12 protein-coding genes, 1 tRNA gene and 2 pseudogenes are annotated in these 15,786 nt (G+C 68.4%); 8 read left to right on the forward strand and 7 right to left on the reverse strand.

From position 1 onward, the window contains the following. Positions 1-21: 21 nt before the first annotated feature. The 3 genes from ACFVWW_RS08960 to ACFVWW_RS08970 all read right to left on the reverse strand — a co-directional run bounded on the left by ACFVWW_RS08960 (position 22) and on the right by ACFVWW_RS08970 (position 3,438). The gene (locus ACFVWW_RS08960; protein ID WP_384178058.1) at positions 22-1,215 is read right to left on the reverse strand and encodes an esterase-like activity of phytase family protein; all 1,194 of its coding nucleotides are present in this window, start codon (positions 1,213-1,215) and stop codon (positions 22-24) included. A gap of 413 nt (positions 1,216-1,628) precedes the next feature. Next, positions 1,629-2,531 carry an alpha/beta hydrolase gene (locus ACFVWW_RS08965; RefSeq protein ID WP_384178061.1) on the reverse strand — a complete coding sequence of 301 codons (903 nt, stop codon included), beginning with the start codon at positions 2,529-2,531 and terminating at the stop codon, positions 1,629-1,631. Between the two features lie 127 nt (positions 2,532-2,658). Further along, positions 2,659-3,438: an SDR family NAD(P)-dependent oxidoreductase gene (locus tag ACFVWW_RS08970; RefSeq protein ID WP_386876915.1), complete on the reverse strand. Its 780-nt coding sequence runs from the start codon at positions 3,436-3,438 to the stop codon at positions 2,659-2,661. 795 nt (positions 3,439-4,233) lie between these two features. Here ACFVWW_RS08970 and ACFVWW_RS08975 point away from each other — a divergent pair. The 3 genes and pseudogenes from ACFVWW_RS08975 (at position 4,234) to ACFVWW_RS08985 (ending at position 6,915) form a co-directional block, all read left to right on the forward strand. Further along, positions 4,234-5,091 carry an NAD-dependent epimerase/dehydratase family protein gene (locus tag ACFVWW_RS08975; RefSeq protein ID WP_384178067.1) on the forward strand — a complete coding sequence of 286 codons (858 nt, stop codon included), beginning with the start codon at positions 4,234-4,236 and terminating at the stop codon, positions 5,089-5,091. Between the two features lie 327 nt (positions 5,092-5,418). Next, a pseudogene (locus ACFVWW_RS08980) lies at positions 5,419-5,849 on the forward strand (IS110 family transposase); the annotation flags it as partial. 190 nt (positions 5,850-6,039) lie between these two features. Further along, complete coding sequence (locus tag ACFVWW_RS08985) at positions 6,040-6,915, forward strand: LysR family transcriptional regulator (RefSeq protein WP_384178598.1); 876 nt, start codon at positions 6,040-6,042, stop codon at positions 6,913-6,915. A gap of 74 nt (positions 6,916-6,989) precedes the next feature. On the opposite strand, the pseudogene ACFVWW_RS08990 reads toward ACFVWW_RS08985, so the two are convergent. After that, a pseudogene (locus ACFVWW_RS08990) lies at positions 6,990-7,193 on the reverse strand (hypothetical protein); the annotation flags it as partial. Positions 7,194-7,279: 86 nt separating this feature from the next. Here ACFVWW_RS08990 and ACFVWW_RS08995 point away from each other — a divergent pair. The 3 genes from ACFVWW_RS08995 to ACFVWW_RS09005 all read left to right on the forward strand — a co-directional run bounded on the left by ACFVWW_RS08995 (position 7,280) and on the right by ACFVWW_RS09005 (position 10,622). Continuing rightward, complete coding sequence (locus tag ACFVWW_RS08995; protein WP_386876918.1) at positions 7,280-7,702, forward strand: hypothetical protein; 423 nt, start codon at positions 7,280-7,282, stop codon at positions 7,700-7,702. Positions 7,703-8,738: 1,036 nt separating this feature from the next. Next, the gene (locus ACFVWW_RS09000; protein WP_386876920.1) at positions 8,739-9,797 is read left to right on the forward strand and encodes a hypothetical protein; all 1,059 of its coding nucleotides are present in this window, start codon (positions 8,739-8,741) and stop codon (positions 9,795-9,797) included. Positions 9,798-10,172: 375 nt separating this feature from the next. Beyond that, positions 10,173-10,622, forward strand: coding sequence for an HNH endonuclease (locus ACFVWW_RS09005; protein WP_386876922.1), 450 nt, complete (start codon positions 10,173-10,175; stop codon positions 10,620-10,622). Positions 10,623-11,319: 697 nt separating this feature from the next. Here ACFVWW_RS09005 and ACFVWW_RS09010 read toward each other — a convergent pair. From ACFVWW_RS09010 to ACFVWW_RS09020, 3 genes are all read right to left on the reverse strand, one after another. Beyond that, positions 11,320-11,406, reverse strand: a tRNA-Ser gene (locus ACFVWW_RS09010). Positions 11,407-11,547: 141 nt separating this feature from the next. Continuing rightward, positions 11,548-12,180: a LysE/ArgO family amino acid transporter gene (locus ACFVWW_RS09015; RefSeq protein ID WP_386876924.1), complete on the reverse strand. Its 633-nt coding sequence runs from the start codon at positions 12,178-12,180 to the stop codon at positions 11,548-11,550. 210 nt (positions 12,181-12,390) lie between these two features. Beyond that, positions 12,391-13,899, reverse strand: coding sequence for a S1C family serine protease (locus ACFVWW_RS09020; protein WP_386876926.1), 1,509 nt, complete (start codon positions 13,897-13,899; stop codon positions 12,391-12,393). A 229-nt stretch (positions 13,900-14,128) separates the two neighbouring features. On the opposite strand from ACFVWW_RS09020, the gene ACFVWW_RS09025 reads away from it, so the two are divergent. Next, entirely contained in the window at positions 14,129-14,929 is an 801-nt protein-coding gene (locus tag ACFVWW_RS09025; protein WP_384178076.1) for a glycerophosphodiester phosphodiesterase, read from the forward strand. Between the two features lie 75 nt (positions 14,930-15,004). Continuing rightward, positions 15,005-15,694: an ATP-binding protein gene (locus ACFVWW_RS09030; protein ID WP_384178079.1), complete on the forward strand. Its 690-nt coding sequence runs from the start codon at positions 15,005-15,007 to the stop codon at positions 15,692-15,694. The last annotated feature ends 92 nt before the right edge of the window (positions 15,695-15,786 follow it).

Below are 15,786 nucleotides of genomic sequence, written 5' to 3' on the forward strand. Positions count from 1 at the left end.
CACGCGGTGGCCGGCTGGGTATTAGTTGAACGCGCGCTTGTCGGCGTCCAGGCGCTGCGAGAGCCGTACGGTGATGAACTCGTTGCTGTCCGGCTTGCCCGGCGTGCGGCCCGAGGAGAACGGGAAGTTGTTGTCGTTCATGACAGCCACCGTCCGGTCGTCGAGCAGGACCACGTCCTCGATCGTGGTGAACGGGAAGCGGAAGGTCTTCCCGAAGCCGCCGAGTCCCTTCGGGTTCGCCACGTTCAGCAGATCGACCACCAGCGTCTTGTCCATGACCCCGTCCCGGTTGCGGTCGCGGTTGTCGGCCAGGTAGATGCGCTTGAAGGCGGCGGCGTCGCCCTCACCGCCGTCGCGCTCGATGACGAGGAAGCGGTGGCTGTCCACGGCGATGGCGTCGCCGATGGCATGCGAGGGCGACTCGAGGCGGTAGACCCAGTGCTTCCCGGTGTAACGCCCCTTGCGGAGGTCGAAGTCGTTCAGGCGCAGGTCGCCGGGCTTGTCCCCGTCCACCGTGCCCTCAAGGAGCGGGTAGAGGTGACGGCCGTCGACCGAGCGGACCATGCCCTCGTAGCCCTTGCTGCTGCCGAGGTTGGGCTTTCCGCCGTTCAGATACGGATTCTCCGGGGCCTGCACGCCCTTGAGCGGGATCGGAGCCTGGAGGAGCTGCCCCTTCGCCGAGAAGTGCAGCAGGAACGGGCCGAACTCGTCGCCCATCCAGTAGGTGCCGTCGGAGGCCCGGACGATGGACTCGACGTCGAAGTCGGCGCCGGTCAGCACCCGGTCGGCGCGGGTGAGCGCGAACGGCACGCGGCGGTGGGGGTCGCTCAGGTTGAACCCGCCCAGCACCTTGACCTTCCCGGTCCGCGCGTCCGGCTTGATGTGGTGGACACGGAGCAGGAAGTCGGCGCTGTTGGCCTTGTTGCCGTAACCGTTGTCGGACAGCACGTCGAAGGTGCCGTCGTGTCTGTTGAGGATCCCGCTGAACCCCTGCACCGGCTGCCCGGCGAACGGCGCCGTGATCCCATTGGTCGGCTCAGTGCCGAGAGCGAAGCCGGACGGCAGGCTGCCAGGCACGAACGTCTCGGCCGGAAGCGACGCGAATCCGGTCAGCGTGGCCTGACCGAAGTTCTCATGTCCCCGGTCGGCCATCGCGGGCGCGGCAAGACCGATGGTCAGCGCAGCAGCGCTCAGTGTGATCAAAAGCTTCTTCATGCCGCGCACGGTAGAGAGAGCGAATTACGGACATCCCAACAGAAGGCAACCCACGCAAGACCGCCACACGGCCCCGCCGCCCCCAGGTCTGCCCACCGGCCCCCCATCCGCCGGCCGGCAGCGCCAGATTCGAGGGTCCGCCTGTGGGACCAACACCGATCCCAGGCGATCCAGCGCCGAAGGGGCGCCTCGGCGAGAGGCACCCCTTCGGGGCCGCGTCCTTCGTCGCGGAGGCTGAACCCGGGCAGGCGAGGTAGGCGGTGCCGAGTCCGGCGAGGACGCTGACGATCGCGTTGTTGCCCCAGGGGAAGACGGTGTCGCGGCGAGCCCGACGGGCGGGTCCGTCGGGCGGTGCCGCCGCGTTCGGCGTCCCGTGGAGCCCGGGATCCCGGGCTCCACGGGCAGTGGGGGGCTCACAGGTGTTCGGCGAACCAGTCGCGGGCGGCGGCGGAGGCGATGCCGAAGCCCGGTCCGGTGTAGGCCGCGAAGTGGCCACCGGGCACGAACACGATCTTCTTCGGTTCGGCGGCCGTCTGGAAGGCGGAGGCGGCCAGGTTTCCTCCGGTCAGGCCGTCGTCGCGGCCGACGATCATGAGCAGCGGCGTCGGCGTGATCAGCGGCAGGTAGGAGCCGGGCTCGTAGCCGCGGAGCAACTCCAGGCTGCGCAGGGTGACTTCATCGTGCCATTCGGGGGCGAGTCGCTGGCGGGCGTCCGTGAACCAGGCATGGGCGTCCGGGGTGGGGATGCCGGTCACTTGCGCGGGGTCCTCACCGATCACGGGGATCATCGTGGGGGCATGGCCGGCCGCGCGGGCCCGCCGGTCATCGGAGAAGATCTTGGGGTCGACGACCTGGTTGTTCGCTCGGGCGACGTTGTCGTAGGTGGCGCGTCCGCTGATGAAGGGGGCCTGCCCGCTGACCGCCTTGATCCGCTGGTCGACGGCGGCGACGACGAAGGCGTGCCCACCGGAGAAGCTGCTGCCCCACACACCGATGCGGTCCGGGTCGACTTCGGGGCGGTTCTGAGCGTAGGTGATGGCGTGCTGGTAGTCGCGGATCTGCTCCCAGGGGTCGATCTCGTAGGGGGGCTTGCCCGGCGCGGTGTCCGAGTCGCCGAAGCCGCGGTTGTCCCACACCACCACCGCCATTCCGGCGGCGGCGAACACCTCGGCGAAGCGGTCCAGGTAGATCCTCCGGGTGGCCGACCAGCCGTGCGCCATCACCACGCACGGTGCAGGGCCTGCGGCCCCCTCGGGCTCGTAGAACCAGCCACGCAGGGTGACGCCCTCGGCGTCGAATTCGATGTCGTGTCGCATGTTCTCACTCAGCCTTACGTTTCCGGGTGGGCCGGTTCTCGGTTCCGGACGGGAGGGAAAGCGGGACGCGGGCGGGGACGGGCCGTCCCGCGGGCCGGCACGGGGACGGGCCGTCCCGCGGGCCCGGTCACTGCCGGGCGGGAAGGGCGATCCCGGTGAGGCCGGCGCAGTAGTCCAGCAGTGCGCGGCCCGCCTGGTGGGAGCGGGCGCCGACGGGGGTGGGGTGGCGGCGCTGGTGGAAGAAGTGCTCTCCGGTGAGCGTGGCGGACGGTTCGTCGCTGACGGCGAGCCATGCCTGGGTGACCGGCCCCAGCGCCAGGTCGTCCGGGGCGCCAGGCCCGCCCATCTTGGTGGGCACCCATCCGGGCTCGACGGAGTTGGACAGCACGCCGGGCCAGTGCTCTGCGACCGCGCGGGCGAGCAGCATGTCGAGCAGCTTGCTGTCGCTGTACGCCTGCGCGCCGTTCCAGCGCCGCCGCGTCCACTGCGGATCGGACAGGTCCGCCTGCCCGTGGCGGGCCATGCCCGAACTCAGGTACACCAGCCTGTCCGGTCGTGTGATCAGCGCCGTGAGGACGTACGGGGCCAGGACGTTGACGGCGAACACGTGGCACAGCCCGTCCTCGGTCCCGACGCGGCGCGCTTCCCGGTAGCCGATGCCGGCGTTGTGCACGACGGCGTCGAACCGCCCGCAGGCGTTGGCTCCTTCTGCGACCGCGCGCATTCCGCCGAGCGAGGAGAGGTCTCCGGTCACGACGCCCTCGGCATCGGGCAACGCCGCCCGCGCGTCCTCGCCGCGCTCGGTGTCGCGGGCGTGGAGCGTCACGCCGTGCCCTTGCCGGATAAGCAGCCGGGCCGCCATCAGGCCGAGGCCGTCGGCGGACCCGGTGATCAGAACGCGGGCCATTCCCGTCATCTCCCTTCACCTCAGTGTTGCCTCCACCCTGCGGTCCGCGCGCAGGGCGCGTCCAAGACCTGTTCCAAGCGCTGTGATGCCCTCGCGGCATGGGACCTCGGGCGCTTCCGGCAGAGCCGCTGCGGGCAGGGCGGCCGGGCGCTTCTCGGCGCGCCGTACCGTCGACGGGCTCGGGCCCCGGCGGCTGTTGCGTACGGGATGCCGGGCACAGCGCGGATCATCCGGTGGTGCCCGGAGGCGTCACCCCACCCGGAGCCGGGCCGCTTCCGCCGGTGAGGCCAGTCCTCCAGGGGCACCGGGCCACGCGAGAGGACGGTGCGGATGACGAACGTACTGCGGGCGTCGATGACGTGGGGGACGGCGAGGATGTGGTCCAGCAGCACGCGATCACCGGTGTTCCCGTGGGCTGCCTCATCGGTGGGCGGTATGGCGGTCGCGGCCGGCCGGCCCGGCTGCGGCACGGCGGTGGCCGCGGGGCTGCTCGTCCTCGCGCTGCGCCTGTCCGGAGCGGGCGGCGACACCCGGATCCAGCTGCTTCCGATGGGGTTGCTGCTGGCCCTGCTCGTCGTCGCCGCGTCGTGGGAAGCGCCGGGTCCGTGCATTCCGGCAACGCCTCCTGGTGGCGGACGGTCCCGTCTCGGCCGCCGCGCTCGGCGCGGTCGCCGTGGTGACGGCCTCCATGACTGTGATGCTTCGGCAGCATCACAGCCGCCCGAACGGGTCTTGGACACCGGTACCGGACACGCCGCAGGCTGTAGGCGATCCCGAAACGAGAGGACGAACGTCATGAAGATCTTCGTCACCGGCGGCTCCGGCTACCTCGGCAATGCGGTCATCGGCGCGCTGCTGAACCACGGCCACACCGTGCGCGCCCTGGCCCGCAGCGAGCACGCCGCACGGGCGGTCCGGGCGCTCGGGGCGGAGCCGGTCCACGGCGGCCTGACCGCCCTGGGGGTGCTCAACGAGGCGGCGGCCCACGCCGAGGCGGTCATCCACCTCGCGCAGGCCGAGTCGGGCGACGAGGACCTCGCCGCGGCCACCGCGATCCAGGACGGCATCGGCGCCGGAACCTACCTGCATACTGGCGGCACCTGGGTCTACGGCGACACGGGCGGCGTCGTCGACGAGGACGCCCCCTGGAACCCGCCCGCCCTGGTCTCCTGGCGCCGCCCCGTTGAGGACGCCGTCCTCGCCCGCGCCGCACGAGGCGGCCGTCCCGTCGTGATCCGGCCCGGCCTGCTCTACGGCGGCGACAATCGCCTCATCGACGTCTTCTTCACCCGGCCGGGCAAGCAGGCCGGGGCCATCGCTCATATCGGCGACGGATCCCAGCACTGGGCCCTGGTGCACGTCGAGGACCTCGCGGAACTCTACGTGGCCGCGCTGCGCGCCCGGCCCGGCTCCGTCTACGCGGGCGTCGGGGGCGTCAACCCGACTTCCCGGGAGTGCGCCGAAGCCATCAGCCGGGGCGTCGGGCTCGGGGGCAAGACTGTCTCCGTCACCCTGGAGCAGGCGCGCGCGGCCATGGGCGACATCGCCGACGCCTTCGCCCTGGACCAGCAGCTCACCCCGGCACGCGCCCGCGACGAGCTCGGCTGGGTGCCCGCGCGCACCGACCCGCTGGCCCTCTTCGCCCAGGGGTGAGCGATGCCCCGTCCTGGGGCGAGCGCCCTTCTCGTCCGGGTCGGCCTCACCCCGCCGGACCCGCGAGCCGCCGGACCCGGCGGGGTATCAAGCGGTCCTACCTTGTTGGTGGGTTGGACGGGCCAGCCATACCCGGAGACCCGGAGACTCCGGGTATGGCTGTCAAGCGGTTGCCCTCGATGGTTCACCCCACCTGGCCACCCGGAGTCTCACGACGACTCGGCCGCTGATGAGGAGCTGCGAGCACCTGCGGGTGTATCGCTGAGTAGCACCACGCTGGCGAGGTCGTTCGGGAGAACAACAATCACCGACGGACCGGAGGAACCCGTGCCCCAGATATGGGCGGGCGTGGACATCGGCAAGACCCACCACCACTGCGTGGTCCTGGATGCCGAGGGCAAGCGACTGCTGTCGCGCCGCGTGCTGAACGACGAGCCGGAACTGCTGGCTCTGCTCGCCGACGTGCTGGCGATCGACGAGGACGCCGCGTGGGCGGTCGATGTCGCCGACGGCATGGCGGCCTTGCTGATCAGCGTGCTGCTCAATCACAGCCAGCAGTTGCTCTACATCCCCGGTCTCGCGGTCAACCGGGCATCGGCCGGCTACGGGGCATGGGCAGGACCGACGCCAAGGACGCCACCGTCATCGCCGACCAGGCCCGGATGCGGCGCGACCTGACCGTGCTGCGGCCGGACGACGAGGACGCCATCGAGCTGCGTGTCCTCACCAACCAGCGGGCCGACCTGAACGCCGACCGCCTCGCCGGCCTCGCCGGAGTAGCCCCCGTGCCATGGGCCGTCCTCGCGCTGACCCGGCGACGGGTCAACGTTCCGTGGGCCCTGATTAGTGACGGACGGTGCTACCAACGTGAGCTCCCGGTCACAGCAGCGGCTTGACAACATCATTAGGAGGTGGATGGATACGGATGAGGACGGGAGGCGGAACGGTATGGACGTCGACCTGCGAAAACTGCGGTACTTCGTGGCGGTCGCCGAGGAGCTGCACTTCGGCCGCGCCGCCCAGCGGCTGCACATCGCTCAGCCGGCCCTCTCCCGCCAGGTACGCGCCCTGGAGGACGACCTGAGCGTGGCCCTCTTCCTCCGCGACCGCCGGGGCACCGTCCTTACCCCCGCCGGAGCCCGGCTCCTCGACGAGGCGGGCCCGCTGCTGGCGGCAGCCGAGGCCACGGTGCGCCGGGTCACCGCCGCGGCCGCGGACACCCCGGTGTTCACCATCGGTTTCATGCCCGGCATCACCGTCACCCCCGCCGTGCGGGCGCTCTCCGCCCGCCACCCAGGGCTGAGCGTCCGGTTGCTGCGCACCGGCTGGGAAGATCAGGTGGAGGTCCTGCGCGACGGCCGGGCCGACGTCAGCATCGTGCGCCTGCCGATCGACCAGAAAGGGCTGCGCGTACGGCCCCTGTTCACCGAACCCCGCGTCGCCGTCCTTCCTGCGGACCACCCCCTGGCCGGGAAGTCCGCCCTCACCATCGCCGACCTGGCCGGCGACCACCTCCTGCAAGACCCGGACGCCGTACCGGAGTGGCGGGACATCGCCCAAGAACTGCGCACCGGCGAGCGCCCCGAGGTCCCGCCCATCCACAGCGTGGAGGAGAAACTCGAACTCGTCGCCCGCGGCGCGGGCGTCTGCGTCATCCCGCTCTCCACCGCCACCTTTTACACTCGCCCCGACGTCGTCGCCCTGACCGTCGAGGACCTCGGACCGGGACAGGTCTGCCTGGCCTGGACCGCCACCCGCCGCTCCCGGCTCATCCACGACTTCGCCGACCTGGCAGACTCCCTGGCACCACCTGCCACGGCGTGAGCACCGTCGCCGCCCGCGACCTTCGGATCCTGCAAATGCTGCGCTGGCTTGACGTTGGTCACGCGCACGGTGCCCGCTCGCGTGACCAGCAGAAAGCCCGGCACGTGGCTGCGGACCTTGCCGTCGATCCGCGCGACCAGGCGACACGGCTGGGCAGAGATGCCGCATACCGTGGGATCGAAGTCCGCCAGCAGCAGACGGGCCGGCTCCAGCCGGCTCTCGTAGACCACCTGACCGCCCGTGGTCGAAGCGGCGTAATCGCCCGAGTGGTGCGCCATCCCGTGTGCTGAACGTACGCGACGCCACGGCTCCGACTCGGCGAAGTCCGCCAATCGCAAATGCGAGAAGGGGAGTTCGCGTACCGATGTGTCTCGGCTACACGGTCGGCATCGCTTCCACCTACCAGGTCACCGACGGAAGTGGCCGCCGGTGGGAGGCCCGCAAAATGATCAGCAAGGTGCGGCCCGGGCAGTGGATGCGCCGGCAGACCGGACCCGGCACCAAGGGCACCCGCGAGTATGACTGGGCCTGGCTCGATGTCCGCCCCGACGACGCCCCCGACGAGAACGAGGCCGGTACGGGGATGAGCGTGCTGGTCGCCCGCCGGCACCGATACACCGGCGAGGTGTCCTCCTTCCGCTGCTGGGCGCCCGGCGATGTTTCGCTCGGCACGCTGGTGGAAGTGATCTGTCGCAGCTGGCGGATTGAGGAGACCGTCCAGCTCGCCAAGGGCTTCACCGGACTCGACCAGGGCCAGGTGACCTGCTGGAATTCCTGGATGCGCTGATCGCTGTTCTCCCTGATCGCCGCCGCCGTCCTCGCCCTCATGGCCACTGCCGCGCAGTCCAGCCCTGCCATCTCGGACCGGCTCATCCCGCTGACCTGTCCCGAACTCATCCGCCTTCTGCAGGCCCTCCTGCTGCCGCCCGTCCGTGACCACGTCCTGCACTGGACCGCCTGGCGCCGCCGGCACCAAGCCATCGCGGCAACCTGCCACCAGCAACGGCACCGCACGAGGGGTGATCCTGGCCCACACATGGCCCACACGCACTGATTCACGCTGGGATTTGTGGGCTCAGGGTGAGACAGGGTGAACACAGAGGGTGCGACTCCGAAGCGGAGCCGCACCCTCTGACCTGCTACTTCTCTGACCTGCTGCGGTGGGTGTGGGATTTGAACCCACGGTGACATCGCTGCCACGACGGTTTTCAAGAGGATCCAGCGGCCAGCGACGGCACGTCACTGACCAGTACGAACACCACCTCGTGGCCCAATCAGAGCACCGCTGGGGGACACCAGGGGGACGGGCAGACGCGAGCCTGGCTCACCCCGCCGCCCAACCCCGTCCCCGCGAGCGGCCGGCCACGCCCTGGCTGTCATGTACCGCATCTACATCAAGACCCTCCGAGGCCGCCAATCCCGCGCCAGCCAACTCATCGCCGCTACCTCATGGACGATGGTCACCACCACCCAGCCGCACGTAAGCAACTGGTTCGGTCGTGAGGCCTAGCCTGTACTGCCCTCAGATGTTGGTCGCGCCATAGATCTCGCCCTTCAACAAGGTTGGACGCCCACGGCTCCGCAGGTCCCGTTTCACCTCGATTTGTCAGCCGGTTTCACGCCCTCACCCTAAGTAAGGCAATAGAACCTAAGCTCGGGAAACTTAGGTGCTCTAGGGCGCGCTGGCCTGCGGGGAAGCAGTGTCGGTGCTTGGTCGCCCGCCGCACCGATCCCCGGTGCGACCCGTGGATCCCGCAGTGGCACGAACCTCCCGTCAGAGAATCCCGTGTACGTCGTCCCCGGGGGCTGGCTACGATCTCCACATGTCTAGCACTGGTGGGATCTTCGATGCGGACATGTTCCTTGTATCGTCACGGCGTTGGATGCATGAAGCCATGCGGCATGCCGCTGCCGAGCCGCCCGCGTACGACCTTGCTGTCCACCATGCCCAGGTTGCAGCAGAGCACCTTCTCAAAGGCTTCCTATTTACCGTGGAGCCCACAATCATCGCAGACAACACAACGATGATGCTGCATCTGACGGGGGCGATTCATCGGCGAACTCGGCATGCTGCGGAACGCCGATTGGAGAATGGGGCATCGATTACAGCGAGAGACGCCCTTGAGCTCGCGCGAGAGTTCACAAAACGTCTCGACCGTGTCAGTACCCAGCGCTGGGTGTCGGTTCTAAACGCACGCAATGGCGTGGCCCATCTCGGCATCATTGACGTTTCCATGGCTGAGAACAATATGGCTACGTGCTTCGATGTCGTAGACGCACTCCTGCAGGAACTGAGGGAATCACGTGACGCCTATTGGGGCACTTGGGTTGGCGTGCGAGAGAGTCTCGGCAAAGCGCATCTAGATGATGTTACCCGCCGCATGCGTGTGCGATTGGCGAAAGCGTGCACCTATATCGCAGAAAATTATGGAAAATTGGATTCCCCCGCCCCGCCAGGTCCAATTCTGTGGAGTTATGCAGGGATGTTCGGTCCCGGGAGATCTGGATTTGGAGTGCCGTGCCCGGTCGAGGGTCACTCTGGGATGCTGGTTGGCTACCCCACACGCAAAGATGACAGCGGGATCAGCACATTTGTGGCACATTCCTATTTCTGCCAAATCTGTGGGCTTGAGGCTGATGTAGATGAGTTTGAACCACTCGGCATCCCCGCCAGTCTCGACATAGGCACGGAAGGGCCAATACCCGCCCCTGTAGACCGTGATCCAATCGAATGGCGGGATTACTTGGCATCGGAGAGAGATTCTGAAAAGGTCGCTCTGCAGCGGGAGATCACTGAAGGTCGCTGGTGTGGTTTTCCTGGAATCGAGTGCCCTTGCGATCGAGGTGAACCCAAGCCGACCTTGTGTGCTCAATACCGGTAACCTCAAGATCATCTATGGCAGCGATGCCACCGTGAAGAAAGAGCTGCCCCTAACCTGGTTGGCCGGTCGGGGGCGTTCGCATGTTCGGCCCCTGCCCGATGTTCCGGCCGCCACCGCCGCCAATACCAGAGTGATGATCACGGGTCCATTCACAGAGCGACACTCACCACCCGCCTGTCGCCCAACACCTCAGACAGTAGTCAGGGCTTGCCTCAGCACCGCTCTTGCACGCGCCCTCAGGAAGATTCCAGCCCTCGCTCCAAATAGTCAGCGTAGATCGCGAATGACCCCGTTAAAATGAGTCGCACAGCCGCGTACAGAACTCTAGAATCATCTTCTCCTGAAGAGCCTGGTCACAAGAATTGGGGAGGGGCAATGTTATGCATTTTCTGCAAGAGGGACGCTAAAGGATCGCGTAGCGTTGAGCACGTCGTGCCTGAATCGCTAGGCAACACCACCATGATCCTTCCTGCAGGTACGGTCTGCGATGCATGCAATAACTACTTTGCCGTTAAGGTTGAGAAGCCATTCTTAGAGTCACCCGAAATTATTGCTCTACGCTTCCACCAAGCCATACCGAGTAAGAAACGCCGCATCCCTCCCCTGGAAGGAACAGTTGGCCCGAATCTCCCCGCGATTATCCATCGTTACGCCGATGGCGTTGTGGATGGAGTGATTAGCGTGCCGCCGGAAGCCGTGCCGCACTTGACTCGCGGGGGGCGAGCGATAATCAACCTTCCAGGCGCAAGCGATGAATGGCAAGTAGGGGAATTTTCGCGATTGCTCTTGAGTCGCTGGCTGAGCGCTTACTGGACAATCCCGTAGCCATGCACTCCCTGGTTGCTGACGCCCAGCTAGATCCCATCCGGGAGTATGCCCGCTACGGCAAGGGGAAGCTGTGGCCGATCCACTCGCGTCGTATATACGATTCGGAGAGATCTTGGGTCCTGCCCACAGGTGAGACCGTGCAGCGTGTGTGGGAGTCGGACTTTCTTCACACTTCACGGGGCGAGATTTATTACGTGCCGTACGCTGGCCGGTAACTCGGGCAGGCTGTGATCCTGCCCGGAATTTGATCGAGTGGCCCCCTGGTCTTACTCGACGCAGGCCCCGAATCGGGCAGGTGGCTAAAGCCATGGAGCCGACCGCCCCAGCCAGAGAGGGTTTCTCCGCACCACTGGCGTTCGCTCTCAAGTTGCGCGACCGGCGTAGCCGGGGCCCGGAGCAGGGCAGAGACAGGAGCGGCGGGAGCGGCGATGAGCCGGGGAGCGCGCAGCGAGCGGAGCGAGGCGCCTTGAAATCGTAGAGAAACTTGTAACTCAAGGCCGTACCGATCCTGCGGCACGTGGAGTCGCCCGGCTCGATCTGTTCCAAGGAGTTGCCGGATCCTGGGGGACAGCTGGGGGACGTGCACTGATCCACAGTGGTCTACGGGTGAGAAACAGTGAGACAGGATCAATGCGGAAGGGGCGCCCCTCACCGAGGAGCACCCCCTCTGACCAGTGCCTACGCTGATCTGCTGCGGTGGGTGTGGGATTTGAACCCACGGTGACATCGCTGCCACGACGGTTTTCAAGACCGTTCCCTTAGGCCGCTCGGGCAACCCACCCATGCCCCGCCTACCTGCGACGGAGCGGCTACAGCCTACCGGGCGTGGCCGGTTCGGGGGGACGTTGGTGGGGGTCAGGGGGCGGGATCCGGGAACGGGGTGGGGGTGGGGCTTCGTTCGGGGTGGTCATCGGCCACCGCCTCACGGGGGCGATATGAGGAGGCGGAGGGCGAGGGCGGTGATCAGGGTGCTGGAGACCAGGGCGGTGATGAGGCGTCCACAGGTGCCGGTCAGGGCCCGGCCGAGCAGTGCGCCGCCGCCGGCGAGGAACAGTTGCCAGATGGCGGACGCGGCGAAGGCGGCGAGGACGAATATCGCCTGGTCCGTGTGGTGGGGGACTGCTGCGGGTTGGCTGCCGAGGACGAGGGCGGTGAAGTAGACGACGGTGGTGGGGTTCAGCATCGTGATCCCCAGGAGGCCCAGGTAGGCGCGGATGGGGCTGATCGGCGCCTCGTCCGCCCGGGCGGCCGGCCGGCGCTTGCGGTAGTGGCCGATCGCGGTCGCACCGACCCGTGCGGCCAGTGCGATGAGCACCAGGGCCGAGGCCCAGCGCAAGGGAAGCATGATCGGCTGGATGGCGTGGGTGAGTGCGGAGCCGCTCGCCACGGCGATCAGGGCATAGAGGCCGTCCGCCGTCGCGACGCCGAGCGCGGCGCAGACGCCGATCTTGAGTGATGTCCGAGCGGTGAGGGTTACCAGGTACGTCGCGACCGCTCCCACCGGAATGGCGATGCCGAAACCGGCGAGAAGTCCCGCGACCAGAGCGGCGGTCACGGCCGCGCGTGAGTCGGCCTCCGCGAGGAGCCGGGCTGCTGGACCGGCGCCGGTCGAGCGGCGCCGGTCAGCGGCAGGGAGGCAGAAATCGTGGTCATGGGCAGATGGTGGCGACAGCGCGGTGCCTGAGCAACCTCTTTTGGACATGCGGAGAGGCGGGGCACCGGAATCCGTCCGGTGCTCCGCCTCGGCCGTGCTTGCGCGGAGCGGTCAGCTCTCGCCCTTGCGTTCGCCCAGGGTGACCTCGACCGTGGACTCCTTGCCGTCGCGCTTGTAGGTCAGGGTGACCTTGTCGCCCGGCTGGTGGGTCCAGATCTCGCTGATCAGGGTCGGGCCGCTGTCGATCGGGGTGCTGTTGAACTTGGTGATGATGTCGCCCGCCTTGAGGCCGGCCTTCGCGGCGGGGCCGTTCGGGGTGACCGCGGGAGCGCCGCCCTCGCCCTGCGGGGAGATCGTGGCGCCCTCGCCGCCCTCTGCCATCGTGACCGTGGCGCCGATCAGCGGGTAGACCGGCTGGCCGGTCCTGATGAGCTGCTTGGCGACGTTCTTCGCCTGGTTGATCGGGATGGCGAAGCCGAGGCCGATGGAGCCCGCCTGCGACTGGCCCATGCCGCCGCTGCCCGCGGACTGGATGGCCGAGTTGATGCCGATGACCGCGCCCCGGGCATCCAGCAGCGGGCCGCCGGAGTTGCCGGGGTTGATCGAGGCGTCGGTCTGCAGGGCACTCATGTACGAGTTGCTGGAGCCGGAGCCGTCGCCCGAGGCCACCGGGCGGTTCTTGGCGCTGATGATGCCCGTGGTGACGGTGTTGGAGAGACCGAAGGGGGCGCCGATCGCGATCGTCGAGTCGCCGACCGCGACCCGGTCCGAGTTGCCGAGTGCCAGCGGGGCCAGACCCGCGGGAGCGTTCTTCAGCTTCACCACGGCCACGTCGTAGCCCTCGGCCCGGCCGACGACCTCGGCCGCGTACTTCTTGCCGTTGGAGAAGGTCGCCGTGAGGTCACCACCGTTGGCCGCGGAGGCCACCACGTGGTTGTTGGTGAGGATGTGGCCCTGCTTGTCGTAGACGAAGCCGGTGCCTGTACCGCCCTCACCGTCGCCGCCCTGGGCCTCAATGGTGACCACGCTCGGCAGCGACTTGCCGGCCACCGCCGCGACGGTGCCGGGGTCGCGCTTGAGCTCCTGTGGCGCGTCCTCGGCGGAGACGGTCGTTGAGCCGATCGAGCCGTTGTCACTGCTGTCCGCGGCCCAGTAGCCGATCCCGCCGCCGACACCGCCCGCGATCAGCGCGGCGACGACCACGGTGGCGATCAGCCCGCCCGACCGCTTCCGGGGCGGCTCGTGTCCCGGCACCGGTGCGCCCCAGGAGGGGTCGTTGCCGCCGCCTCCGTAGGAGGGGAGAACGGGCGGGGGCGGCGGCCATCCGGCGCCGGAGGCTTGCGTCGCCGGCGCCTCCGCGGGTACGCCTCCGTCCGGCACCTGCCCCGACGGCGGGACCGGCCCCGGCGGGACCGGCCCTGACGGCGGCACCTGCCCCGGCGGAGGCGGCGCGGCGGCATGCGAGGGCTGGGGGGAGTGTCCTGGCTGCTCCGCCGCGGCCGCCGGCTCGTGCGCGGCCTCTCGCGAACCGGACGCCGGCGCGCCCTCAGGAGCGGCATCCGGCACGGGAGGTACGGACGGGGCGGCGGGGACCGCGGTGCCCTCGTTCTCGGTGCTCACAGCTCTTTCTCCTCGGTTCCACATCAGTCTTCGGCAAGAGTTCCGCATAGTTTCGCGGTGCAAGTGTCTGCGGTCAGCTTTTCCCACAGCACGTCAGGCCACTGTAAGCAGGAGCTGTGCGTCTTCTCGCCATCCTTTATTCCCGACAAAACGACCGCACCCGGAATCGACCGGCCGGGGAACCCCGGCCGTTCACCCACCTACCCCCTCACGATGGCACCATGACGCGGTGACTCAAGCACGCCAGCACAGCATCCAGGTCGTCGCCCACCGCGGAGCCTCGGAGGACGCCCCCGAGCACACCCTGGCCGCGTACACGAAAGCCATCGAGGACGGCGCGGACGCCCTTGAGTGTGATGTGCGGCTCACCGCCGACGGCCACCTCGTCTGTGTCCACGACCGCCGCGTGAACCGCACCTCCAACGGACGCGGCGCCGTCTCCGCCCTGGAGCTCGCCGATCTCGCGACACTCGACTTCGGCTCCTGGAAGGACAGCGAGGAGAGCCCGGACTGGCGGGACCGCGAGTTCACCTCCGTACTGACGCTGGAACGCCTGCTGGAACTGGTGGCGGACGCCGGCCGCCCTGTCCAGCTGGCCATCGAGACCAAACATCCGACGCGCTGGGCCGGACAGGTGGAGGAGCGGCTGCTCCACCTGCTGGGGCGGTTCGGGCTGGACGATCCGACGCCGGGCGAGTCGGCCGTACGGATCATGAGTTTCTCGGCCCGCTCGCTGCACCGGATCGCGTCCGCGGCGCCCCGGCTGCCGACCGTCTATCTGATGCAGTTCGTCTCGCCCCGGCTGCGCGACGGGCGGCTGCCGGCCGGCGCGCGGATCGCGGGGCCCGGGATGCGGATCGTCCGCAACCACCCCGGCTACATCGCCCGACTGCACAGAGCGGGCCACCGTGTCCATGTCTGGACGGTGAATGAGCCGGAAGACGTCGACCTCTGTGTCCGCCTCGGAGTGGAGGCGATCATCACCAACCGGCCCAAACAGGTGCTGTCCCAGCTGGGGCGTCTTGCCTGACTTCGCCCGACTCGACCCGCACGGACGGTGACGGGGAGTGCACCGGCGCGTTCAGCCCGTATTCGGCTGTTGCGAATGCGTCGATGGCCGTCGCGTGGCCGGTTTCCGGTCCAAGCCATTGGGGCATTCACACCGTGGCGTGGGGCAAAGGAGGTCTCGGGGGTGGCGTTTGTGGTGGCACAAGAAGTGCCCACGTCGTCATGCATGGCCGTTCCCCATGGCCCTGCGGGCGTGGGTAAAGCGCGGCGCCGGATGCGTGAGCAGTTGAGGCGCAGCGGGGTGTCGGATTCGGTCGTGGACGATGCGGTACTGATCCTTTCCGAACTCCTCAGCAATGCCTGCCGACATGGCAGACCACTGGGGCGTACGGAAATCGGCGACGGCGACATACGGGCTGCCTGGCGCGTCGACAAGGCGGGCCGGCTGACCGTCGAGGTGACGGACGGCGGTGGCCCGACGAGGCCCATTCCGGCCACACCCTCGGTCACGGCGCGTGGTGGCCGCGGGCTCAACATCATCAGCGCCCTGGCCCAGGACTGGGGCGTACGGGACAGCGCTTCCGGCGAAGTCACCGTGTGGGCTCTCATAACGAAGGGGCATCGCCGCGACGATTTTGCTACGCGCGTCACTGGCCCTGAGCTGGGAGGACTCGACGGCCTGGACGGGCTCGGCGGACCGGACGGTCTGGACGCGCTGGACGGCCTGGAGGGGCTGGACGGGTTGGACGGCCTCGGCTTCGCGGGCGCCTTCGACGACAGGGAGTGACGCGGGCGTGTGCGTACCGGAGTCGCGTACGTAACGGAGTTGCGCTGATCCGTACCGGAGTAGGCCGGGTCTGTACCGGAGTGCGCCGGGTC

The sequence above is a fragment of the Streptomyces sp. NPDC058198 genome, assembly GCF_042882605.1.
Taxonomy (GTDB): Bacteria; Actinomycetota; Actinomycetes; order Streptomycetales; family Streptomycetaceae; genus Streptomyces.